Source organism: Bradyrhizobium sp. 2S1, assembly GCF_011516625.5.
Taxonomy (GTDB): domain Bacteria; phylum Pseudomonadota; class Alphaproteobacteria; order Rhizobiales; family Xanthobacteraceae; genus Bradyrhizobium; species Bradyrhizobium septentrionale.
The window spans coordinates 9243135-9264931 of sequence record NZ_CP147717.1; the positions used below are offsets into that span (position 1 = coordinate 9243135).

17 protein-coding genes and 1 pseudogene are annotated in these 21797 nt (G+C 63.7%); 9 read left to right on the forward strand and 9 right to left on the reverse strand.

Going from position 1 to position 21797, the window contains the following annotated elements; translation table 11 throughout:
* Window positions 1–45: 45 nt before the first annotated feature.
* The 5 genes from HAP54_RS44215 to HAP54_RS44235 all read left to right on the forward strand — a co-directional run bounded on the left by HAP54_RS44215 (window position 46) and on the right by HAP54_RS44235 (window position 5447).
* Window positions 46–732: an SGNH/GDSL hydrolase family protein gene (locus HAP54_RS44215; protein ID WP_166297710.1), complete on the forward strand. Its 687-nt coding sequence runs from the start codon at window positions 46–48 to the stop codon at window positions 730–732.
* A 256-nt stretch (window positions 733–988) separates the two neighbouring features.
* Window positions 989–1924, forward strand: coding sequence for an acyl-CoA desaturase (locus tag HAP54_RS44220; RefSeq protein WP_166297712.1), 936 nt, complete (start codon window positions 989–991; stop codon window positions 1922–1924).
* 261 nt (window positions 1925–2185) lie between these two features.
* The gene (locus HAP54_RS44225; protein ID WP_166307043.1) at window positions 2186–3748 is read left to right on the forward strand and encodes an FAD-dependent monooxygenase; all 1563 of its coding nucleotides are present in this window, start codon (window positions 2186–2188) and stop codon (window positions 3746–3748) included.
* A gap of 133 nt (window positions 3749–3881) precedes the next feature.
* Window positions 3882–4499 (forward strand): PilZ domain-containing protein, encoded by a 618-nt coding sequence (locus HAP54_RS44230; protein ID WP_029081516.1) that lies wholly within the window; start codon window positions 3882–3884, stop codon window positions 4497–4499.
* A 333-nt stretch (window positions 4500–4832) separates the two neighbouring features.
* Window positions 4833–5447: a transglutaminase-like cysteine peptidase gene (locus HAP54_RS44235; RefSeq protein ID WP_166297714.1), complete on the forward strand. Its 615-nt coding sequence runs from the start codon at window positions 4833–4835 to the stop codon at window positions 5445–5447.
* A gap of 173 nt (window positions 5448–5620) precedes the next feature.
* Here HAP54_RS44235 and HAP54_RS44240 read toward each other — a convergent pair whose 3' ends face one another.
* Entirely contained in the window at window positions 5621–6007 is a 387-nt protein-coding gene (locus tag HAP54_RS44240; protein ID WP_176422102.1) for a hypothetical protein, read from the reverse strand.
* Window positions 6008–6149: 142 nt separating this feature from the next.
* On the opposite strand from HAP54_RS44240, the gene HAP54_RS44245 reads away from it, so the two are divergent.
* Both HAP54_RS44245 and HAP54_RS44250 read left to right on the forward strand, forming a co-directional pair.
* The gene (locus HAP54_RS44245; protein ID WP_166296351.1) at window positions 6150–7493 is read left to right on the forward strand and encodes an IS1380-like element ISBdi2 family transposase; all 1344 of its coding nucleotides are present in this window, start codon (window positions 6150–6152) and stop codon (window positions 7491–7493) included.
* Window positions 7494–7785: 292 nt separating this feature from the next.
* Window positions 7786–9131 (forward strand): annotated as a pseudogene (locus HAP54_RS44250) (IS1380-like element ISBdi2 family transposase).
* A gap of 168 nt (window positions 9132–9299) precedes the next feature.
* Here the strand turns inward: HAP54_RS44250 and hpnE are convergent.
* The 4 genes from hpnE to HAP54_RS44270 form a co-directional block, all read right to left on the reverse strand.
* Window positions 9300–10550 carry a hydroxysqualene dehydroxylase HpnE gene (gene hpnE / locus HAP54_RS44255; protein ID WP_166297718.1) on the reverse strand — a complete coding sequence of 417 codons (1251 nt, stop codon included), beginning with the start codon at window positions 10548–10550 and terminating at the stop codon, window positions 9300–9302.
* Entirely contained in the window at window positions 10550–11386 is an 837-nt protein-coding gene (gene hpnD / locus HAP54_RS44260; protein ID WP_029082140.1) for a presqualene diphosphate synthase HpnD, read from the reverse strand. Before hpnD ends, hpnE begins: the two co-directional genes overlap by 1 nt.
* Window positions 11383–12261 (reverse strand): squalene synthase HpnC, encoded by an 879-nt coding sequence (gene hpnC / locus HAP54_RS44265; RefSeq protein WP_166297720.1) that lies wholly within the window; start codon window positions 12259–12261, stop codon window positions 11383–11385. Before hpnC ends, hpnD begins: the two co-directional genes overlap by 4 nt.
* A gap of 203 nt (window positions 12262–12464) precedes the next feature.
* Window positions 12465–12701 carry a hypothetical protein gene (locus HAP54_RS44270; protein WP_166297722.1) on the reverse strand — a complete coding sequence of 79 codons (237 nt, stop codon included), beginning with the start codon at window positions 12699–12701 and terminating at the stop codon, window positions 12465–12467.
* A gap of 404 nt (window positions 12702–13105) precedes the next feature.
* On the opposite strand from HAP54_RS44270, the gene HAP54_RS44275 reads away from it, so the two are divergent.
* Window positions 13106–13609 (forward strand): hypothetical protein, encoded by a 504-nt coding sequence (locus tag HAP54_RS44275; RefSeq protein WP_029082143.1) that lies wholly within the window; start codon window positions 13106–13108, stop codon window positions 13607–13609.
* Between the two features lie 81 nt (window positions 13610–13690).
* Here the strand turns inward: HAP54_RS44275 and HAP54_RS44280 are convergent, their stop codons facing one another.
* Window positions 13691–16075 carry an efflux RND transporter permease subunit gene (locus HAP54_RS44280; RefSeq protein WP_166297724.1) on the reverse strand — a complete coding sequence of 795 codons (2385 nt, stop codon included), beginning with the start codon at window positions 16073–16075 and terminating at the stop codon, window positions 13691–13693.
* Window positions 16076–16232: 157 nt separating this feature from the next.
* Here HAP54_RS44280 and HAP54_RS44285 point away from each other — a divergent pair, with 157 nt between their 5' ends.
* A complete protein-coding gene (locus HAP54_RS44285; protein ID WP_166204320.1) occupies window positions 16233–17576 on the forward strand; it encodes an IS1380-like element ISBdi2 family transposase in 1344 nt (447 codons plus the stop codon).
* A 223-nt stretch (window positions 17577–17799) separates the two neighbouring features.
* Here the strand turns inward: HAP54_RS44285 and HAP54_RS44290 are convergent, their stop codons facing one another.
* From HAP54_RS44290 to HAP54_RS44300, 3 genes are all read right to left on the reverse strand, one after another.
* On the reverse strand, window positions 17800–19134 hold the full coding sequence (locus tag HAP54_RS44290) for an IS1182 family transposase (protein ID WP_166202952.1): 1335 nt from the start codon (window positions 19132–19134) through the stop codon (window positions 17800–17802).
* Window positions 19135–19354: 220 nt separating this feature from the next.
* The gene (gene eutC, locus HAP54_RS44295; RefSeq protein WP_166297726.1) at window positions 19355–20164 is read right to left on the reverse strand and encodes an ethanolamine ammonia-lyase subunit EutC; all 810 of its coding nucleotides are present in this window, start codon (window positions 20162–20164) and stop codon (window positions 19355–19357) included.
* 4 nt (window positions 20165–20168) lie between these two features.
* Window positions 20169–21755, reverse strand: coding sequence for a B12-binding domain-containing radical SAM protein (locus HAP54_RS44300; RefSeq protein WP_166297728.1), 1587 nt, complete (start codon window positions 21753–21755; stop codon window positions 20169–20171).
* Window positions 21756–21797 lie beyond the last annotated feature (42 nt).

A 21797-nucleotide genomic window follows, 5' to 3' on the forward strand; every position in this document is an offset into this window, starting at 1 on the left:
AGACTTCGACTTCGAACCATCCCGCTTGCATTGTCAATCGTTGCAATGGCCACGATCTCATCAGTGAGTGCCGCGCCATTGAGCGGACCCGCATGCGATGAGGCGGACCAGCAGATCGCGTCGACGCCGACGATCCCCGACTCCGCAAATGCGCTTCGGCGCGATCTGAAGAACGTCAGCTCGCTGCCTGCCCAGGCTTCGATCGTGATGCTTGGCGACTCGCTGGTCGAAGCCTGGCCGGAAGACCTCGCTTCCTCGCTCGCTGCGGGACATCCCGTCCTGAATCTCGGGGTCGGTCGAGATCGCATCCAGAATACGCTGTGGCTACTGACCTCATTCGAACAACAGCTCAAGCGCATCCAACCTCAGTCCGTGATCCTGCTGCTTGGCACGAACAACATCTACCTGGACAAGCCGTGCGGCGTCCGGCTTGCCTTTGACCATCTGTTTGACCGCATCAGCCGGATTTGGCCAAAGGCCCATCTGGTCCAGATTCTCATCTTGCCGCGCGGCCCGAATATGACGGGCGCAAAGGAAAACATTTCAGCCGTCAACGCATCGCTCTCGTCGCGAGAGAAGTCGGTGCAGAAGTACCGCGTTCTCGATGCGTCGGCGATCGCCTGCCAGAACAGCACGCCCTGTGCCAACTACCGCGAAGACCTGCTGCACCTGACAAGGACAGGGTATGAGCAGTTGACGCAGATCGTCAGGACAAACCTCAGCAGCAACTGAGCCGCTTCACGGGCCCCGGATTTCCAAGGCGAGGCGATCTCGAGCGGGAGTATCGACGCCGGACGGCTGCAAGGAGCGCAAACCACAGTCTCAGTCGCATGATCGAACGTCTCCGCCCCGTGAGCTGACTAAATCACGACAGGCCAGGTGAAGCCGCCGGACATGCCAATGCCGGCTGCGACATGACGGACGTGCGCGGCCAATTGACAGCGACGATCGCTTCACCGCAACCTGCGACACAACCTCAGGTGATGGAATGAAGCTGCAGCCCGGCTCCGAACGAATTCTCGCGGATAGCAGCACCGACCCGCTGGACGGGCACGTGCGATGGGCGCCCGCGAAATCGCTGTGGCTCGGCACCATGACCGCAGTTGCGGTCATGTTTGGACCAATGACGTTTTCGTGGAGCGCATTCGCGCTGTTCATCGTGACCAGCGCGATCACCCTGTGCTTCGGGCATTCGGTCGGCATGCACCGCCGCCTGATCCATGCGAGCTTCGACTGCCCGCTGTGGCTCGAACGGCTCTGCGTCTATCTCGGCACGCTGGTCGGCATGGCCGGCCCCTACGGCATGGTACGGCTGCATGATTTCCGCGACTGGGCGCAGCGCCAGGCCGCGTGTCACGACTACTCCTGCCACCGCGCCGGCTTCTGGCGCGATGCCTGGTGGCAGCTGCATTGCACGCTGGTGCTGAAACACCCGCCGGTCTTCCAGCTCGAGCCGCGGCTCGCCAATGATCGCTTCTATGTCTTGGTCGAGCGAACCTGGATGTGGCAGCAACTGCCCTGGGCGCTGCTGTTTCTTGCGATCGGCTCATGGAGCTGGCTGGTCTGGGGCATCTGCGTCCGCGTCGCCGTCTGCGTCACCGGTCATTGGCTGATCGGTCATTACTCGCATCGCAAGGGCGGACAGACCTGGATCATCGAAGGCGTCGCGGCCCAGGGCTACAATATCGGCATCGCCGGGCTGATCAGCATGGGCGAAAGCTGGCACAACAACCACCATGCGTATCCGAGCTCCGCGAAGCTCGGGCTGCTGCCGGGTCAGATCGATCTCGGCTGGTGGCTGATCAAGACGTTCGAGGCCGCAGGACTGGCGAGCAACATCAAGACACCGGACAATCTTGCGCCGCGCCCGGGCGCGCGCCGCGTCGACGACCTGGGCACAGCTGACGCGGTCGCCGGGACATAGCGGCCGTGTATTGGTCCGCACGCCAGTTGCAGATCGATCGCCATGCCGCTATATTGCCCGTGTCGGAAAAGGCAGACTTGGTTTGGTAAGCCCAAGTCCTCTCGAAAACGAAGTCCCTTCGAAAACGAAAGCTCTGGTCTTCTGCCTCGTGCATGAGATTCCCACGACGAACACCGGACGCCATCGAAGCGTCCATTGTTCGTCCGTGTGGTTCTCAACCCGACGAACCGCTCCGGTCGAACATCGACAAAGGAGCAGTTCATGCACAACGGTCACCCCCTTCCCCATGATGTCGTGATCGCCGGCGCCGGCCCCGTCGGCCTGCTTCTTGCCTGTGAGCTGCGGCTCGCGGAGCTCTCGGTGCTGGTGCTGGAGCAGGCCGCGGAGGCGCGCTCGCCGTTGAAGCGGCTGCCGTTCGGCATGCGCGGCCTGTCGGCGCCCACCATCGAAGCCTTCTATCGCCGCGGGATGCTGGACGACATCGCGCCGCCGCAGCGTGCGAAGGTTGACGCGGACAGCAACGCATCGAATGAAGCGCACCGGATGCAACAGCCGCGCCGCCCGGCCGGCCATTTCGCGGGCATCCAGTTTTACCACGACAAGATCGACAGCTCGGCGTGGCCGTTTCGCCTGCCGGGTCCGGCCAGCACCAGCATGGCGGTCGATATGGAGTCGCTCGAATCCGCGCTCGCCGCTCGCGCAACCGCGATGGGGGTAGAGATCAGGCGCGGCCTGGCCGTCGAGGCGCTCGAACAGTCGAACGACGGCGTGACCATTCGCGCCAGTGGCGAGATCTTCGACGGACGCTGGCTGGTCGGTTGTGACGGCGGCCGCAGCGCGGTGCGCAAGGCCGGCGGCTTCGCATTCGTCGGCACCGATCCCGAATTCACCGGCTATTCGGTCGAGGTCGCGATCGCCGATCCGGAAAGACTCCGCGCGGGCCGCCACTACACGCCGACGGGCATGTACACCTACGCACGGCCCGGCACGATCGCGATGGTCGAATTCGACGGCGGCGCCTTCCACCGCACCCAGGAGATCACGCTTGAGCATGTGGAGGCGGTGTTGCGTCATGTCTCCGGCACCGACGTCACCTTGACTGCGCTCCGGCTTGCCACCACCTGGACCGATCGCGCCTGTCAGGCGACGGCTTACCGAAGCGGGCGCGTGCTGCTCGCCGGCGACGCAGCGCACATCCATTCGCCGCTCGGCGGCCAAGGCCTCAACCTCGGGCTTGGCGATGCGATGAATCTCGGCTGGAAGCTCGCCGCCACGATCCGCGGCGACGCGCCGGCCGATCTGCTCGACAGCTATTTCAATGAGCGGCATCCGGTGGGCGCGCAGATTCTCGACTGGTCGCGCGCCCAGGTCGCGCTGATGCGGCCGAGCCGGAGTTCGCGCGCGCTCGAAGCCATCATCCGCGATCTGATCGAGACGCCCGACGGCACGACCTACTTTGCCGAGCGCGTGTGGGGTGTTTCGCTGCGCTACGATCTTGGCGACAGCCATCCGCTGGTCGGCCGCAGCGCGCCCGACTTCGAGCTCGCCTGCGGGAGCAGGCTCGGCGAGTGGCTCAGGAATGGGCGCGGACTGCTGCTCGACTTTGACGCGTGCGCTTCCCTGCAGGCCGTTGCAGTTCGCTGGAGCAAGCGGATCACCTATGTCGCAAGCGACGCCCGGGATCGACTGGGCTTGCGCGCGGTGCTGGTGCGCCCCGATGGCTTCGTCGCCTGGGCCACCAACGCTGCCGCTGACCTCGAGGACGCCGCTCAAGCCATGGCACGATGGTTCGGCGAAGCTGACGCGGCGCATGAACGCGCCTAAGTCCTCGGGCACGGCGCGCGTGAAACTCTCTCGCTCCGTGTCCGGGTTCCCTGCCACAACCGTAACGCCCCGTTAACCCTATCAGCCTTAGGGTCATCGGGGCTCCGAATGGACGGCGGCCGGGTTTGTTGTGATGTCGTTTGCACAGAAGAAAACTACCGTCGTCCCCGTAGCCGAGGAGCGGCGGCGCTTCCAGCGCGTCAAGGTGCACCTGCTCGGCCGCTACATGCTGCCCGACCGGCGCGAGTTTCCCTGCCAGATTATCAACATGTCCCCGGGTGGCCTCGCGCTGCTGGCGCCGGGCATCGGCAATGTCGGCGACCGCGTGATCGCCTATCTCGACCATATCGGCCGGGTCGAAGGCCGCATCACCCGTATCATCGACAACGGCTTTGCGATGACGATCGGCGCCACCGCGCGCAAGCGCGACAAGCTCGCCGCCCAGCTCACCTGGCTCGCCAACCGCGATATCCTCAATCTGCCCGAGGATCGCCGCCACGACCGTATCGTGCCGCGCAACCCGATCGCCCTGCTCACCCAGGAAGACGGCACGCGGATGACCTGCCGCATCATCGACCTTTCGTTGTCCGGTGCCGCGATTGCCGCGGAGAACCGTCCGCCGCTGAAGTCGCTCGTGATGCTCGGCAAGGTGCAGTCCCGCGTGGTGCGAAATCTCGAGGAAGGCTTCGCGCTCGAGTTCGTCCACGAGCAGTCCGCGGAAACGCTCGAAGAGAGCGTTACCGCGAGGTAAAGCGAAAAGCCGCTCAAGCCCCCCGTTTTCAGCCCGCGAAGGCGGCCTCCGGTGTACCGGTGGCCGCCTTCGCCGCGTTTGGGCTGGTGAAATCGGCGGTTAACGGCCGGCGCGTTTGGCGCAACAAACCGCACAGGCGCAGCGCGCGCCGAGTTAATGCATAAAATTTGAATCAATTGCAGTTGTTTCAAATTTTATGCGAATTCGATTCAAGTATAGATCGAATTAGCGGCGGATTTTACGAGTATTCGCGTCAAATCTACTTTGCGTACTTAGCGGCGGCGAAAAAGCTTTGTGCGAAACGTGGTCCCAACAAGAAGAACGGGGGCCACAATGTTTGGGTTCAGGGGACAGGGGAAAGGTTTGGCAGTTGCCGCCATCCTGTTTGCGACGTGCGTGTCGGCCAAGGCCGGCGACGTGGTCTACGCCAGCCTGGGTGACGTCGCGCGTTCGCCGATCGGCTGGGTCGAATTCTGCGCCGACAATCCGGGCGAATGCCGCGGCAGCGCGACGCAACCACGCGACATCGTGTTGTCGCAGACCGCCTGGCGCGACCTGGTGCGGGTCAACAAGTGGGTCAATGAGTCAATCAAGCCGATGACCGACATGGATCATTGGGGCGTGATCGAGAAATGGTCGTTGCCATCCGACGGTTACGGCGACTGCGAGGACTACGTGCTCCTGAAGCGCAAGATGCTGATGGATGCCGGCTGGCCGCGCGAGGCGCTGTTGATCACGGTTGTCCGCGACAAGAAGGGCGAAGGCCACGCGGTGCTGACGGTGAAGACCGACAAGGGCGAGTTCGTGCTCGATAACCAGAACGAGAGCATCGTCGCCTGGACGGAGACCGGCTACCGCTTCGTCAAGCGGCAATCGCAGAGCGACCCCAATGTGTGGGTCTCGCTCGGCGACAACCGCCCGGCAGTCTCAACGGCAAGCTCGCGCTGAGCAGAACAGGAATTTCGAGTTCGCGACCCGGTCACATCCCCACCCCTCCCCGTCCCAGACCGGTTCGCGCGCGCCCACCCTTCCCCCAAAGGGTGGGCGCAACCTTTTTGGGGGCTGGAAAGCCTTGACGGATGAAGGTGATCGAGGCTTGCAACGCAGGCAGGCGCGCGTCGCTACGCGAATTGCGTAACCAGCCAGGTCACATAGACGAAGTTCAGCGGTGGAAAGAACATCGCGGTGCTCTTCAAAAGCACTCCGCTGCAGGCAACAGCGCCGCCGCAATCGCCCCAACTGCTCGACAGGCAATGACCGGCAGCGAAAAGCCCCAGCGCAAACGAGATGCTCTTCCTGCCATCCGTCGCCGTCACGGCATTATCGATGGCATCGAGCATCGGCCCGAAACCGTTCGCGACCGGCCACCAGATCGGCCAGATGAGGGTGCAAATGATCTGCTTGACGCCGATCGAGCGCTCGCGATCGCGGTAGAAGGCGCCGATCGTGAAGATGCAGCCCAATGCGTAGACAACGAAAATTGGCAACAGAACCTTGTCGGCGCCCATCGCTTCCCCCAGCGTGCTAACCCGTCTTATTCGTCAGAGTGCGCCTGAGAGGCTGGCGAGCGTGGTGTAAAGCGCTGATGCGGCGTAGGATTCGGTTGCAAAGCCAACCCCATCACCTTCAGCCGCGAACACCAGGCCCGCCATGACCGATGATACGATTCTGCCCTTCTCGTTTCCAGCCGTTCACGCCAAGAAAGTCACAGCTGCCTTCGATGGCGGTCGGCTGACCTCGAACGGGGGCGTGATGCTTCTGGCGATGGCCGAGCGGCGTCTCGGCTTGGCCGACAATTTGGCCCGGGTGTTCCCGGATCGGCGCGATCCGACGCGGGTCGTGCACAGCCTTGTCGATATGTTCCGCGCGCGCATGTTCGCGATCTGCTGCGGCTACGAGGACGCCGACGACCTCGATCATCTGCGGTCCGATCCCGCATTCAAGCTGGCCTGCGGACGGCTGCCGGACACGGGTCGCGATCTGTGTTCCCAACCGACGCTGTCGCGGCTGGAGAATGCTCCGCGCCTGCGCGACGTGATCCGACTGACCTACACTTTGGTCGACGCATGGATGGATAGCTACCCGCGCGAGCCGGCATCCGTCACGCTCGACATCGATGATACCTGCGATGTCGTCCACGGCCATCAGCAGCTCTCGCTGTTCAACGCTCATTATGACGAACGCTGCTTCCTGCCGATCCACGTCTACGACACGGAGAAGAGCCGGCCCGTGGCGGTCGTGCTGCGGCCCGGCAAGACGCCGGGCGGCGTCGAGGTGCGTGCCCATCTGCGCCGCCTGATACGGCATATCCGGACGCGGTGGCACAACACGCGAATTACGTTCCGTGGCGACGGGCACTATGCTCGGCCGGAGGCCATGACGTGGTGCGAGACCAACGGCATCGACTACATCTTCGGTCTGTCCGGCACCAAGCCGCTCGCCAGAAAAGTCGACGAGGCCGCCGACGACATCCGCACGCGACGCGCCATCGAGAACCTGCCGGTTCTGCGTGGCTATACCGAGACGCGCCACAAGGCCAAGTCCTGGGATCGCGAACGGCGTACCGTCGCCCGTATTGAGGCGACGATGCTCGGCCTCGACATCCGTTTCGTCGTCACCAGCCTCGATGTCGGCTCGGCCGAGTGGATCTACGACAGCCTGTATTGCGCGCGCGGCCAAGCCGAGAATCTGATCAAGCTGCATAAGACACAGCTCGCCTCCGATCGCACCAGCTGCCGTTCGGCGCTCGCCAATCAAGTCCGCCTCGTTCTCCACACCGCCGCTTATTGGCTGATGCTGACCGTGCGCGACGCGATTCCCAAAGCCCGGGAATTGGCCACAGCCGAGTTCGCGACGCTGCGTCTTCGTCTCTTGAAACTCGCTGCCCGTGTCGTCGAGACCACGAGCCGCATTCGCCTTGCGTTTGCCGCGGCATGTCCCGAAGCCGACCTGATCCGCGGCTTGCCAGGCGCGCTGCTGCCGCTCGGTCCTTGACCGGCGGGGCGTCCGCCCCCCGTTCGCCCAACCCATCCCTCAAGCGCGTTGCAAAGTACGGGTCGTCAGGCGGTGAAAAGCCGAAGGCAATCCCGCGCGCCTCGTCAGAGCAGATGTGCGGCCACATCAATCGGACTAAAAAAACGCACTCTCACGAATAGGACGGGCTAACCCGTCTTATTCGTCAGAGTGCGCCTGAGAGGCTGGCGAGCGTGGTGTAAAGCGCTGATGCGGCGTAGGATTCGGTTGCAAAGCCAACCCCATCACCTCAACCGCGAACGCCAGGCCCGCCATGACCGATGATACGATTCTGCCCTTCTCGTTTCCAGCCGTTCACGCCAAGAAAGTCACAGCTGCCTTCGATGGCGGTCGGCTGACCTCGAACGGGGGCGTGATGCTTCTGGCGATGGCCGAGCGGCGTCTCGGCTTGGCCGACAATTTGGCCCGGGTGTTCCCGGATCGGCGCGATCCGACGCGGGTCGTGCACAGCCTTGTCGATATGTTCCGCGCGCGCATGTTCGCGATCTGCTGCGGCTACGAGGACGCCGACGACCTCGATCATCTGCGGTCCGATCCCGCATTCAAGCTGGCCTGCGGACGGCTGCCGGACACGGGTCGCGATCTGTGTTCCCAACCGACGCTGTCGCGGCTGGAGAATGCTCCGCGCCTGCGCGACGTGATCCGACTGACCTACACTTTGGTCGACGCATGGATGGATAGCTACCCGCGCGAGCCGGCATCCGTCACGCTCGACATCGATGATACCTGCGATGTCGTCCACGGCCATCAGCAGCTCTCGCTGTTCAACGCTCATTATGACGAACGCTGCTTCCTGCCGATCCACGTCTACGACACGGAGAAGAGCCGGCCCGTGGCGGTCGTGCTGCGGCCCGGCAAGACGCCGGGCGGCGTCGAGGTGCGTGCCCATCTGCGCCGCCTGATACGGCATATCCGGACGCGGTGGCACAACACGCGAATTACGTTCCGTGGCGACGGGCGCACTATGCTCGGCCGGAGGCAATGGCGTGGTGCGAGACCAACGGCATCGACTACATCTTCGGTCTGTCCGGCACCAAGCCGCTCGCCAGAAAACTCGACGAGGCCGCCGACGACATCCGCACGCGACGCGCCATCGAGAACCTGCCGGTTCTGCGTGGCTATACCGAGACGCGCCACAAGGCCAAGTCCTGGGATCGCGAACGGCGTACCGTCGCCCGTATTGAGGCGACGATGCTCGGCCTCGACATCCGTTTCGTCGTCACCAGCCTCGATGTCGGCTCGGCCGAGTGGATCTACGACAGCCTGTATTGCGCGCGCGGCCAAGCCGAGAATCTGATCAAGCTGCATAAGACACAGCTCGCCTCCGATCGCACCAGCTGCCGTTCGGCGCTCGCCAATCAAGTCCGCCTCGTTCTCCACACCGCCGCTTATTGGCTGATGCTGACCGTGCGCGACGCGATTCCCAAAGCCCGGGAATTGGCCACAGCCGAGTTCGCGACGCTGCGTCTTCGTCTCTTGAAACTCGCTGCCCGTGTCGTCGAGACCACGAGCCGCATTCGCCTTGCGTTTGCCGCGGCCTGTCCCGAAGCCGACCTGATCCGCGGCTTGCCAGGCGCGCTGCTGCCGCTCGGTCCTTGACCGGCGGGGCGTCCGCCCCCCGTTCGCCCAACCTACACCTCAAGCGCGTTGCAAAGTACGGGTCGGTCAGGCGGTGAAAAGCCGAAGGCAATCCCGCGCGCCTCGTCAGAGCAGATGTGCGGCCACATCAATCGGACTAAAAAAACGCACTCTCACGAATAGGACGGGCTAGCGCCTGGCCAAAACCAGATCGGCGGCGCGATCCCCCGACCGCACCGATCCCTCGATGGTTGCCGGCAACCCGGTAGCAGTCCAGTCGCCGGCAAGGAACAGGTTTCTTTGCGCCGTCGCAGGCCCGGGACGCAGGGCATTCTGCTCCGGCGTCGCCTCGAATGTAGCGCGGCGCTCGCGCACGATCTGCCAGGGCGGCAGGTCACCGGACACGCCCGATGCCTTGCAGATATCCCGCCAGATCGCCTGCGCGAGCTCCTCGCGCGGCATGTCGACCAGGCGATCGCCATTGCTGATCGTCACCGACAGCCGTTGCGGGAAGGCGAACAGCCATTCCACGAGCCCGCCGACCACGCCAAGAATGGGCGCGGCATCGCGCGGCGGATCGATGCGGAAGTGCGCGTTCACGATGGCGCGGAATTTGGTCGGCGTTTTCAGGCCGGGCAGCAGCGTGGCCGCAGCGCGCGGCGGCACCGCCAGCACGACGGCATCGCCGGCCGCCAGCGCGATCCTGTCGCCGCCGCCGAAGTCGAGCTCGCCGACGCGATCACTCGACATGACGAGTGCGCGCAATTCGTGACTGAACTGGACCCTGTTGCCCCGCTCCTGCAGCAGCTTCACGGCCGGCTCGATCAGGACCGAGCTCAGGCCATCGCGAGCGATCAGCGGACGGCAGGCCTGCCCGCCCGCGAGCAGCGTCTCGCGCACGATGGCGCCGGCAAGCCCGGCCGAGCCCTCCGGCGGATCGACGTTCAGCGCAGCCAGCAGCAGCGGCTGCACCAGGCGGTCATACAGCGTGCCCTTGCAGGGAATGGTGTTGCCGACCAGCGCCCCGGTGCCGGCCCAGGCCAGCGGCGCCAATGCGAGATAATCGCGCAGGGTAGTGTCCGGGACGCGGCGCGCCTCGTCGAACACCCACAGCGGCAAGCGGGAGTCGCCAAGGTCGAGCTGCCAGCGCTGGCCGCCGGCAAGATCGACGAACGGAAACTGCGCGCGCGCGGGTCCCACGAGACCGGCCTCGGTGCCGATCGAGCGTGCGTAGCTCAACGCATGGCGGTTGCCCGACAGCAAGAGATGGTTGCCGTTGTCGATAGTCAGATTGGTAGCGGCGTCGAAATAGGAACGGCAGCGGCCACCGGCCTGCTGCGTCGCCTCGTGGACGCACACTTTGTAGCCGCCATTGGCAAGCCGCATGGCCGCGGAGAGGCCGGAAATGCCGGCGCCGATGATATGAACTGTCTTTTGCATCAGATGATCGCGTAACGAAGAAGAATGCCGATCTTGGCCGCCTTGGACACACGCACCGGCGCACGCGGGGCAGTGAAGCCGCGCGCGATCAGGAGATCGAGGATCGCGCGGTAGTACTTCGACATGATGCGCGGCGCGCGCACCGCGCGGCGCGAATTGCGCTTCATGATCTCGTCGGACTTCTGGAAATGCATCTTGGCGCGCTCGGCGAGCGGCGCGCACACTTTCGGCAGCGCGCGGTCGGCGGTGACGCGGGCCGGATCGTTATTGGTGATGCCGGCGTGCCAGAGCCATTCGCGCGGCAGATAGAGGCGGCCGAGGCCGGCATCCTCGTCGATGTCGCGCAGGATGTTGGTGAGCTGCAGCGCGCGGCCGAGGTGATAAGCGAGCTCGATGCCGTCGTCCTCGGGCAGGCCGAACACGCGCACCGACAGCCGGCCGACCGCGCTCGCAACGCGATCGCAATACAGGTCGAGCATCGCGAGATCCGGCGCGCGGATATCCTGCGGCACGTCCATCTCCATGCCGTCGACGATCGCGACGAAATCCTCGCGCTTGAGCCCGAAGGTCTTCACCGAGGCCACGTAATCCTTCAGCCGCTCCGGCGGATGCCCCGCATAGAGCGCGTCGATGTCGTCGCGCCACTGCTGCAGCGCGGCCAGCCGCTCCGGCCGCGGGCCGTCGGAATCGGCGATGTCGTCGACCTGCCGGCAGAAGCTGTAGATCTGGAACATCGCCTCGCGCTGCGCGCGCGGCAGGACGCGCATCGCGGCATAGAACGAGCTGCCCGATGCGGTGCTTCCGTAATTTGCGTTGGCCGCCGCCTCGACACTCATGCGCCCGCCGCCGTCCTTGAGACCGCACGCCGTCCGATCGCGCGCCGGGCGGTCTCGCCAGCGACGCCGCCAAGGCTCTGCAGCAGCAGTTCGACCGGGCCGAGATGCACGCGCTCGCTGAGCGGATCGCGCACCTTCAGCAGGTTGACGATCTTGTCGGCGAACGCCTGGATCACCGAGATCTCGAGCCCGAGCCTGAAGTCCTTCACCTCGGCGGCGAGCGACTTGCTCTCGTCGAGCAGCGCCGCGGTGCGCACCGCGAGCGCCTGCAGGCATCCGAGCAAGGCCGGCGGTGATTTCGCCTCGCCGAGCATCTCGACGGTCGCGCCCGCCGCGGCCAGCGCATCGCGCGGCAGGTAGACGCGGTTCAGATTCCTGTAGTCCTTGCCGCAGTCCTGCAGGTGATTGTTGATCTGCAGGCCGGCGCAGAGCGCGTCCGATGCCGCCCAGGTCGAGATGTCCTCGCCGTGCACGTCGAGCATGAATCGCCCGACCGGCATCGCCGAGTAGCGGCAATAGTCGATCACATCATCCCAGTTTTCGTAGCGCAGCTTGGTGACATCGAGGCGAAACGCCACCAGCACGTCGAGCGCATGCCGCGGCGGCATTCCGCGCTCGGCAAGCGCCCGGCGCAGATTGACCGCCTCCCTCTGGGTATCGCCATTGCCGAGCAGCTCGGCCTCCATGAGGTCGAGGTAGCGCAGCTTCTCCTCGGCCGGCAGCGTCGCGTGATCGGCGATATCGTCGGCGGTGCGGACGAAGTTATAGAAGGCCAGGATCAGGCCGCGATGCCGCGGATGAATGATCCACGACGCGACTGGGAAATTCTCGTCGCGGTGGGTCTTTCCGGATCGCAGGTCGCTCGCGGTGGTCATGGGAAATTTGGGCTACACTGGTCATGGCACGACGCAGGCGCGAATGGTCAGGCGCATGCGGGGATTTGCGAGCCCCATATAGGGGAATACGCCACCAAAACCAATGCTATCTGTGACCGCCAGCATATCCGGCCCGTGGCCGGCAGGAATGCCGTTCACGGGCCTTGCGGCGGTCCAAGAGACCTCAAGCGGCCTTGAGGGCCTTATTGGCCGTGGGTCTTCAGCACCTGGTCGCAGGCCGCGCTGATCTTGGTGCGGTTCTGCTGCAGGCAGGCGAGAATGGTGAAATCGCCCTGATCGATCACGGAGCGGCAGTGACGCTGCACGTCGCGCGTGCAGGCCTTCTGCTCGTCGGGCGTACCGCGCTGCTGCTGCTGGGCGGAGGCGCCGGATGAGAGCGGGATCGACAACAGGGCAAGTGCCAGGAGAAATTTACGCATCGTATTCCTTCATTTCCGACAGCAGAAAATCTGTTCCCGAAAAGCGGTTCGGCATGGCCGGGACGGATTTTGGGGATTGCAGACGCCACGTAACGCGGCAACGGATTAACGACAAGCACTGTTAAATGCGGCTAAATTTGCGGCGCTGTAAACCCCCGCATAAACTATTGATTCCAAACGACGATTTGTGCCATCACTTTGTCGCGTTTGGCAATTGCGGATCGCGCTTGCGCGTAGCTAGATGCCACACGAGCCGGAGGCTTCTGATTCTGTTCGATGACAATATCGGCGTCGCGCACGCCGTTCTGTCGTTTGAACCTAACATTCTTCGGTGACACTAAACTTTCGATGCGGCGAGACGCTTTCTTGCGAAGGAAGCGCTGATTTTGATGGGAAAATTCACAATGACACTGTTTGGTTCCAGCCTTTCCGGGCAGGCTCTCAGGGCTGTGGGCGTCGGCGCCGCACTCATGCTGTCCGCCTCCGCAGTCCATGCCCAGGCCAGCGGCCCGTTCGCCGGTTTTGCCGGCTCCTGGAGCGGAACCGGCACGGTGGCGTTGTCCAACGGCACCACCGAACGCATTCGTTGCAAGGCGGATTACAAGGTCGCGCCCTCGGGCCTGAGCCTGAAGCAGAGCCTGCATTGCGCGAGCGACAGCTACAAGTTCGACCTTTCCAGCGACGTCACCAGCCAGGGCGACCGGATCTCCGGCAATTGGAGCGAGGCCAGCCGCAATATCTTCGGCAATTTGCAGGGCACCGCCGGCGGCGGGCGGATCGACGTGTTCGTCGAGGCGTCCGGCTTTGCCGCAAACCTGAACCTGCAGACCAACGGCTCCAAGCAGGTCGTACAGATCGACTCCAAGGGTGAGATCCGCGGCGTCTCGATCACGATGACGAAGAGCTGACGCTCCCCGACAGATTTCTCCGGCGAACAAAAATGGCCCGGTTCCGACCACTTCGGAACCGGGCCTTTTTTTATCGGCCGATCAGGCCTTTTCGATCGGCGCCGGTTGCCCGCCCTTGCCGCGGAGCTTCTGCGACAGGTTGATCAGGAACATCGAGGTCGGCCGCAGGATGAAGAGGTCCGCGACCAGCGCTGCGACCATCGAGAACGCGCTGAGCCAGCCGAACAGGCGGAGCGACGGCAGGTCGGAGAACACGGTGACGACGAGGCCGCAGGCCAGCACCACCGTAGTGAGGATCAGTGCGGGGCCGACCAGCACGGTGGCGCGCTCCACCGCAAGTTCCGGCGTGACCCCCGGCTTGGTCTCGAGCCGCAACCGGTTGAGGAAGTGGATGGTGGCGCTGAGGCCGAGGCCGAACGACACCGTCAATGCCACCACGCTGGCGAATTGCAGCCCCTCCCCGAGCAGCCACAGCACGGTGCCTGACAGCACCACAGGGAAGATGCCGGGCAGGATGCAGGAGAACATCACCACGACCGAACGGAATGCCAGCCCGATGAAAACCGCCACCAGCAGAAATTCGACGGTCAGGCCACGGTTCAATTTTTCGATCATGTTGGCGCTGTTGCGCGCGGCGATCACCGACAGGCCGGTGACTGCTATCTCGTAACCGGGATGCTCGGCGCGCACCTTGTCCAGCGAGCTATCAAGCTTGTTCACCACCGGAAGCAGCTCGCTCGAGTCAAGATCCGGGACCCGGCCCGACACCACGACCGCATCCTGATCCGCCGAGATGAAGCGGCGCACCAGATGCTCGGGAATCACGCCGACATATTCCTTCAGCGTCGCGACGTCATTGCTGCCTGCCTTTTCGGCGAGCCAGCGCCGCAAAGTTTCCAGCGACCAGACGTTGCCGACGCCCGCCGCAGTTTCGACCATCGCGTGGACGTCGGCGATCGTCTTCAAGGTCTCCGGCGAGTACAGCGATTGGCCCTTGGGGAATTCGATCAGCACATCGACCGGATTGGCGCCGGTCAGCTTGGCGTCGAGCCGGCTTGACGCCGCCACCGCCTGCCGCTTGTCCGGCACCTGATCGGCGAGCCGGTAGCGCGGTTCGAGATTGGCGTAGATGATGCCGAGGCCGCCGACGACGATCAGCGCGAGCAGGCTGAACAGCCCGGGACGGCCCACCATGCGCACCGCGATCCAGTAGCAGAAATTGCGCAGCGCCTGGACACCGGCGTCGGCGCCCTGGAATTTGACCGCGAACACTTTTTCGTTGCGTACCAGAAGCACTCCGAACGCAGGCACCAGCGAGAGCACCGCGATCAGTGCGATGATGGTAGCTGCGAGCCCGGCCTCGCCGAATTTGCGGATCAGTTCGGAATTCGAGAATTGCAGCGCGATGAACGAGATGCCGGCGGTGCCATGAGTAAGCACGCAAGCCGGACCGACCACCATCACCGCGTTCTTGAACGCGGTGTACTTGTCCTGGCCGGCGATCAGGCGGTCGCGTGCCGCAAACGTCAGCTGCATCGAGTCGGAGAAGCTGATCACCATGATGAGCGGCGTCATCACGTTCAGGAACATGTTGAGATTGAAGCCGGCCCAGCCGAGGCCGCCGAGCGCGAGCAGGATCGCAATGATCGGCGGGAACGCGGCGATCACCATGAACGATATCTTGCGGAAGAAGATGATGGCGATGATGCAGCCAGCCAGAATGCCGAGGATATTGTAGGTCAGCCCGTCGCGCTTGACCGCGTTGCGGATTTCGAGCTGCATGACCGGAACGCCGGAGAGCTGGGCGTTGAGCCCGCTACCGCTGAGATCATCGGCCATGATCTTTCTCATGTCCGCGACGACCTTGGAGAGCTTGTTGCTGCCGACAACCTCAGGCTCGAGCGACAACACGATCAGTGCGAGCGTTCCATCCTCGGACAGCAGCTTGCCGCGAATGATCTCGTTGGATTTGACGGTCTCGACGAATTTGTCGTAGGCGGCGCCTTGCGGCAGCTCGGACGGGAACAGGGCGGCCGGCAATTTGCCAGGCTCGGGCGCCTGGCGCGCCGAAAAAAGCGAGACCAGGCCGCGCACGCCCTCGACCAGCTGCAGGTCGGTGACCATGTCGCGGATCTTTTCGAGGTTCTCGCGCGCGAGGAGCGTCTTGCCCTCGACCACGACCAGCACGTCGAACTCGGTTGCCGGGAAGCGTTTGGTGACCGCTTCGTACTGCTTGTAGTCCTTGGAATTGGAACGGAACAACTGGCTGAGCGAGTCGTCGATCTTGATGCGCTCGATGCCGAAAACGGCCGCGACCATCAGCGCCAGCAGAATGATGACAGACAGGACCGGCGCCTTGATCGCGATCAGGCCGATACGCTCCAACCCGAATGCGATGCTAGTCCCCGGCCGCGGCTCCTCGATCTTCTCGACGTGGACCCGACTTTCGGAATTCTTTTCGAGCATGCCCTGTCCAGTTCTGAAGCGGCGCGATCTGTCTAGCCCGTCTTATTCGTCAGAGTGCGCCTGAGAGGCTGGCGAGCGTGGTGTAAAGCGCTGATGCGGCGTAGGATTCGGTTGCAAAGCCAACCCCATCACCTCAACCGCGAACGCCAGGCCCGCCATGACCGATGATACGATTCTGCCCTTCTCGTTTCCAGCCGTTCACGCCAAGAAAGTCACAGCTGCCTTCGATGGCGGTCGGCTGACCTCGAACGGGGGCGTGATGCTTCTGGCGATGGCCGAGCGGCGTCTCGGCTTGGCCGACAATTTGGCCCGGGTGTTCCCGGATCGGCGCGATCCGACGCGGGTCGTGCACAGCCTTGTCGATATGTTCCGCGCGCGCATGTTCGCGATCTGCTGCGGCTACGAGGACGCCGACGACCTCGATCATCTGCGGTCCGATCCCGCATTCAAGCTGGCCTGCGGACGGCTGCCGGACACGGGTCGCGATCTGTGTTCCCAACCGACGCTGTCGCGGCTGGAGAATGCTCCGCGCCTGCGCGACGTGATCCGACTGACCTACACTTTGGTCGACGCATGGATGGATAGCTACCCGCGCGAGCCGGCATCCGTCACGCTCGACATCGATGATACCTGCGATGTCGTCCACGGCCATCAGCAGCTCTCGCTGTTCAACGCTCATTATGACGAACGCTGCTTCCTGCCGATCCACGTCTACGACACGGAGAAGAGCCGGCCCGTGGCGGTCGTGTTGCGGCCCGGCAAGACGCCGGGCGGCGTCGAGGTGCGTGCCCATCTGCGCCGCCTGATACGGCATATCCGGACGCGGTGGCACAACACGCGAATTACGTTCCGTGGCGACGGGCACTATGCCCGGCCGGAGGCAATGGCGTGGTGCGAGACCAACGGCATCGACTACATCTTCGGTCTGTCCGGCACCAAGCCGCTCGCCAGAAAACTCGACGAGGCCGCCGACGACATCCGCACGCGACGCGCCATCGAGAACCTGCCGGTTCTGCGTGGCTATACCGAGACGCGCCACAAGGCCAAGTCCTGGGATCGCGAACGGCGTACCGTCGCCCGTATTGAGGCGACGATGCTCGGCCTCGACATCCGTTTCGTCGTCACCAGCCTCGATGTCGGCTCGGCCGAGTGGATCTACGACAGCCTGTATTGCGCGCGCGGCCAAGCCGAGAATCTGATCAAGCTGCATAAGACACAGCTCGCCTCCGATCGCACCAGCTGCCGTTCGGCGCTCGCCAATCAAGTCCGCCTCGTTCTCCACACCGCCGCTTATTGGCTGATGCTGACCGTGCGCGACGCGATTCCCAAAGCCCGGGAATTGGCCACAGCCGAGTTCGCGACGCTGCGTCTTCGTCTCTTGAAACTCGCTGCCCGTGTCGTCGAGACCACGAGCCGCATTCGCCTTGCGTTTGCCGCGGCATGTCCCGAAGCCGACCTGATCCGCGGCTTGCCAGGCGCGCTGCTGCCTCTCGGTCCTTGACCGGCGGGGCGTCCGCCCCCCGTTCGCCCAACCTACACCTCAAGCGCGTTGCAAAGTACGGGTCGGTCAGGCGGTGAAAAGCCGAAGGCAATCCCGCGCGCCTCGTCAGAGCAGATGTGCGGCCACATCAATCGGACTAAAAAAAGCACTCTCACGAATAGGACGGGCTAGGAGCCCGTCCAGATATGTTTTCGTGACGGGCATTTGTTGTAGAGTAGCAGGCTCAGGCTGCGTTTGCGAGGTTGAACAGCTTGAGGAGGTTATGGACGGTGCAGATCATTGTCCACTCGGCGCGCACTTTCTCGATGCCCCGCAACAGGAACTGGCGGAAGCCTCTTGCCTGTTTGATCTGCCCGAACACCGGCTCCACCACTTGCTTTCGCAATCGGTAGGGTGTTTCGAAGCCGCCATCGTCGATCTTCTTTCGCATGGCCTGTGTCAGCGGGCCGCCGACTTTTCCGTTCGCTACTGTCGGGTGCTTGGCGCGTCCGGGCGCGACATAGCCATCGATGCTGCGTGTGTCGAGCGCTTCGAGATTGGCTTCGCTGCAGTAGCCGGAATCCGCTGAGGCCTGCCGCGGCTTGCGGCCAAGATTGCTCTCGATGGCCTCGATCAGGGGCACCAACTGGCCCTGATCGCTGCCGTGCTGGGTCAGTTCTTGCGCGACAATGATCTGGGCATGTGCATCGACGGCCGCCTGGGCATTATAGGCCTGAACGAAGCCATCCTTCGACTTCATGATGCGGCTTTCCGGATCGGTGAAGTTGCGTTGCGCCTTGGGATTGGGTTCCTCCGATGGCAGCGCCGCCGGTTTGCCCGGCTTCTTGCGGCCTTCGGCCTGGCGCTGCTGTTCCTTTTCGGCCTCGATGCGGCGCTCTTCCTCCGCCGCCAGTTTGGCGTCCGCTTCCAGCGCCGCCATCGCTTGCTGGATCTTCGCCAGCCGTTTCTGCTTGTCGACGGTCCAGTCCGGCAGTTCGTCGCTGTTGCCGAAAGTCTCATCCTCCGAGGCATCCGCCGCCTCGGCGGCCGCCAGCATGCGAGCGACCTCGGCCTTCAATTCCGCCTCGCGCTTCTTCATGCGCTCATAACTCATCGCCTTGTGTTTCGACGCGTTCGCCTTGATCTTCGTACCATCCAGCGCGACATGACCGAGCTTGACCAGCCCGGCCGTCTCGCACAACTTCAGAACCTGCACGAATAGCGCGCCGAGCGCCTTCAAATGTCGCTTGCGAAAGTCGCTGATCGTCCGAAAATCCGGCGCATCCAGCGCCACGATCATCACAAAATCGTTCCGCTCCCGGCAGGCCTTGGCAATCCGACGCGACGAATACAGCCCACTCGCATAGCTATGCAGCAGCAGCGCCACCATCATCCGCGGATCAAACGGCGGCTGCCCAAGCCCGCTCACATAGCTGCCCATGATCTCCCTGAGATCGAGGCTCTCCCGCACCAGATCAACCATAAACCGCGAGACATGGCCTTTCGGCACGAAGTCCTGCACATTCGGCGGCAGAAGCAGCGTCTGATCGATGTTCCAAGGCCGAAAATACTTGCTCATCGCCCAATGTTGAATCAGACCCGACCAGATTTGAACAGCGACTATCCAGACAAGCTCCTAGCTTGGGTTATAGGGCGCGAATGAGGCTCGCGAGCGCGACTGATCGGCGCTAGTCCTTGAAAACACGCAAATATTGACCGGCGCGGTTTTACAGGTCCGCCCCCTTGCTCGCAAGCGCGAGAGACACGTTAAAGTGGCCGGGAACTGCCGAAAACCGCCGTCAAGTATCTGATTTGCCACACCCCGGTAGCGCATTCTTGGACGATCCTGCGCCGCTTTCATCTTTCAACGCGATCCCCGTGATCTGGCGTGCCAGGCCCTCGCGCACAAGCCAGGAGATCCTGAATGCGGCTTCCGCATAACTCAGCCCGGCGCGATGGATGTTGGAGATGCAGTTGCGGTCGGCATCGGTGAGGCCGATTCGCGGCGCGAAGGTGAGATAGGCGCCAAGGCTGTCCGGCGCCGACAGGCCGGGCCGTTCGCCGATCAGCATCACAAGCATGCGCGCGCCGAGGATCGTGCCGATCTCGTCCCCCAGCGCGACCCGCGCGCCCGATGCTGCGATCACCGCGCCGGCGTCGATCCCGTCGGCCTTAAGCCGCGGCACGAGATGCCGGATCAATTCGACGGCGTGCACATTGACCGCGGTCGGCGACAGGCCGTCACCGATCACGATGGCACAGGGGCACGCGGTGACGCCGCTGCTCTCGAGCGACCGCCTCGATGCGGAATCCAGCATGCGCCCGAGATCGGGCCGGCGCAGATAGTCGCGCCGGCTGCGCGCCTGGCTCGACACTTCGAGCGGCGTGATGCCGAGGCCGGCAAGACCGGCGGCAATCCCGCCGAGATCGAACGCCGCGTGGACGGCATCGCGGGCGCGGGCGTGATCGAGCGTGAATGCGAGCAGCGCACTGGTCGGCAGGCTGGCCCCGGACCGGCCGAGACCGACGCGCGCCGGCGTGAGCTCGCGCAGATCGGCAAGCGAAGCGGGCATTGGCGAAGGGGACGATGGCGCCGGCGGTGTTGTCATGCTGCTATTCGGCGGGAACGGAAGCCTCGCGCAGCCGGAGCGAGTAGTTCGAGGCGTTCTGCCGGCCGCTGGAGGCTGCACGCGCAAACGTGATCAAGTGATGTGCCACCAGGGTCGCCGAGATCAGCCCCTCGATGTCGCCGCGCTTGAGCCGGCCGAGCGCAAACTTCCAGAACACGCGCTTGTAGTCGCCGAGCACGCCGACCTTCCAGAAGATGTTGCGCAGCATGATCAGGCCGCGCCGGATGTTGGCCCAGCTCTTCATCTCCGGGCTGACCGGCACCTTGATGCGGTTGGCATAGGTGTAGTCGCATTGATGCTGGTAGCGCCTAAACAGCGTCTCGGGCTCGTAGGCGAGCTCCATGCATTTGCGCCAGGAACTGACCACGTCCTCGTAAGGCAGCAGGAATTGCACGTTGGAGTCGCGGCTGTCGTCATCGATCAGCCGTCCCGCTTTTTCGAGGCGATCCCACAGCGGCGTCTTCGGCAGCGCCTGCAGCAGGTTGATGGTCAGGAGCGGAATCCGGGACTCCTCGACGAAGGAGAGCAGCGCATCACCGGTCTGCGGCTTGTCGGTGTCGAGCCCCATGATGATGCCGGAGACGACTTCCATGCCGAAGGAATTGATGGTGCGCACGCCCTCCAGGATCGGAACCATCATGTTCTGATCCTTGTGCATCGCCTTCAGCGCGTCAGGATCCGGCGTCTCGATGCCGACGAAGATCGTCACGAAGAAGGCTTCGCGCATCTTCTCCAGGATCTCGGGCCGCTTGGCGATGTTGAGCGTCGCCTCGCAGGCCAGCCGGGTGACATAGCCGGTCCGCTTCTGCCACTCGATCAGATGCGGCAGCAATTCGCTGGCAGCCTTGCGGTTGCCGATGAAATTGTCGTCGACGAAATAGACGGTGTCGGTCGCGCCGCAGGCGCGCAGCTTGTCGAGCTCGGCGATGATCTGCTGCGGCGATTTCAGGCGCGGATTGCGGCCATAGAGCCCGGGGATATCGCAGAACTCGCACTGATAGGGGCAGCCCGAGGAGAACTGGATGCTGCCGAGAAAGTACTTCTTGGTTTCGGCGAGCTCGTAGGCCGGCAGCGGGAATTCCGTCATCGGCAGGCGATCGAGGGTCTTGAGCACCACCTGCTCGGCAGGACGGCTGGTGTCCTCCGCGAGGCGCTTGATCAGTTCGTTGGTCGCGTCACCGAGTTCGCCGACATGAAGGTAGTCGAATGAGGGATAGTAGTCCGGACAGGCACTGACCGACGGGCCACCGATCGCGACCGCCAGGTCATAGTCATGCGCGCGATGGCAGATGTCGTTCATCTGCTGGCGCTGGATGTGCATACCGCTGACGAATACGGCTTCTGCCCACTCGAAGTCCTCCGCCGTCGCCGGCCGCAGGTTCTCGTCGACGAAGCGGACCAGCCAGCTCTCGGGGAGGTATGCCGCGATCAGCAGCAGTCCCTGCGGCGGCATGAACGCCTTGACGCCCTCCGTGAGGGGATAGGAGTGCTCGAAGGTCCCGAACGACGACGTATAGCGCGGAAAGACGCAGAGGATACGCCGTGCTGTCTTTATGCCCTCAGCTCTCATCGAATGACCCCGAAGCACCCTCAAATCTAACCATAGCGCGGA

What these genes read in the sequence shown, in the direction of transcription:
- HAP54_RS44230 (WP_029081516.1), top strand. Translation starts at nt 3,882, where the DNA reads ATGTCGTTTGCACAGAAGAAAACTACCGTCGTCCCCGTAGCCGAGGAG.
- HAP54_RS44225 (WP_166307043.1), top strand. Translation starts at nt 2,186, where the DNA reads ATGCACAACGGTCACCCCCTTCCCCATGATGTCGTGATCGCCGGCGCC.
- HAP54_RS44245 (WP_166296351.1), top strand. Translation starts at nt 6,150, where the DNA reads ATGACCGATGATACGATTCTGCCCTTCTCGTTTCCAGCCGTTCACGCC.
- HAP54_RS44220 (WP_166297712.1), top strand. Translation starts at nt 989, where the DNA reads ATGAAGCTGCAGCCCGGCTCCGAACGAATTCTCGCGGATAGCAGCACC.
- HAP54_RS44275 (WP_029082143.1), top strand. Translation starts at nt 13,106, where the DNA reads ATGACACTGTTTGGTTCCAGCCTTTCCGGGCAGGCTCTCAGGGCTGTG.
- eutC (WP_166297726.1), bottom strand. Translation starts at nt 20,164, where the DNA reads ATGACAACACCGCCGGCGCCATCGTCCCCTTCGCCAATGCCCGCTTCG.
- HAP54_RS44235 (WP_166297714.1), top strand. Translation starts at nt 4,833, where the DNA reads ATGTTTGGGTTCAGGGGACAGGGGAAAGGTTTGGCAGTTGCCGCCATC.
- HAP54_RS44285 (WP_166204320.1), top strand. Translation starts at nt 16,233, where the DNA reads ATGACCGATGATACGATTCTGCCCTTCTCGTTTCCAGCCGTTCACGCC.
- HAP54_RS44290 (WP_166202952.1), bottom strand. Translation starts at nt 19,134, where the DNA reads ATGAGCAAGTATTTTCGGCCTTGGAACATCGATCAGACGCTGCTTCTG.
- HAP54_RS44280 (WP_166297724.1), bottom strand. Translation starts at nt 16,075, where the DNA reads ATGCTCGAAAAGAATTCCGAAAGTCGGGTCCACGTCGAGAAGATCGAG.
- hpnD (WP_029082140.1), bottom strand. Translation starts at nt 11,386, where the DNA reads ATGAGTGTCGAGGCGGCGGCCAACGCAAATTACGGAAGCACCGCATCG.
- HAP54_RS44300 (WP_166297728.1), bottom strand. Translation starts at nt 21,755, where the DNA reads ATGAGAGCTGAGGGCATAAAGACAGCACGGCGTATCCTCTGCGTCTTT.
- HAP54_RS44240 (WP_176422102.1), bottom strand. Translation starts at nt 6,007, where the DNA reads ATGGGCGCCGACAAGGTTCTGTTGCCAATTTTCGTTGTCTACGCATTG.
- hpnC (WP_166297720.1), bottom strand. Translation starts at nt 12,261, where the DNA reads ATGACCACCGCGAGCGACCTGCGATCCGGAAAGACCCACCGCGACGAG.
- hpnE (WP_166297718.1), bottom strand. Translation starts at nt 10,550, where the DNA reads ATGCAAAAGACAGTTCATATCATCGGCGCCGGCATTTCCGGCCTCTCC.
- HAP54_RS44270 (WP_166297722.1), bottom strand. Translation starts at nt 12,701, where the DNA reads ATGCGTAAATTTCTCCTGGCACTTGCCCTGTTGTCGATCCCGCTCTCA.
- HAP54_RS44215 (WP_166297710.1), top strand. Translation starts at nt 46, where the DNA reads ATGGCCACGATCTCATCAGTGAGTGCCGCGCCATTGAGCGGACCCGCA.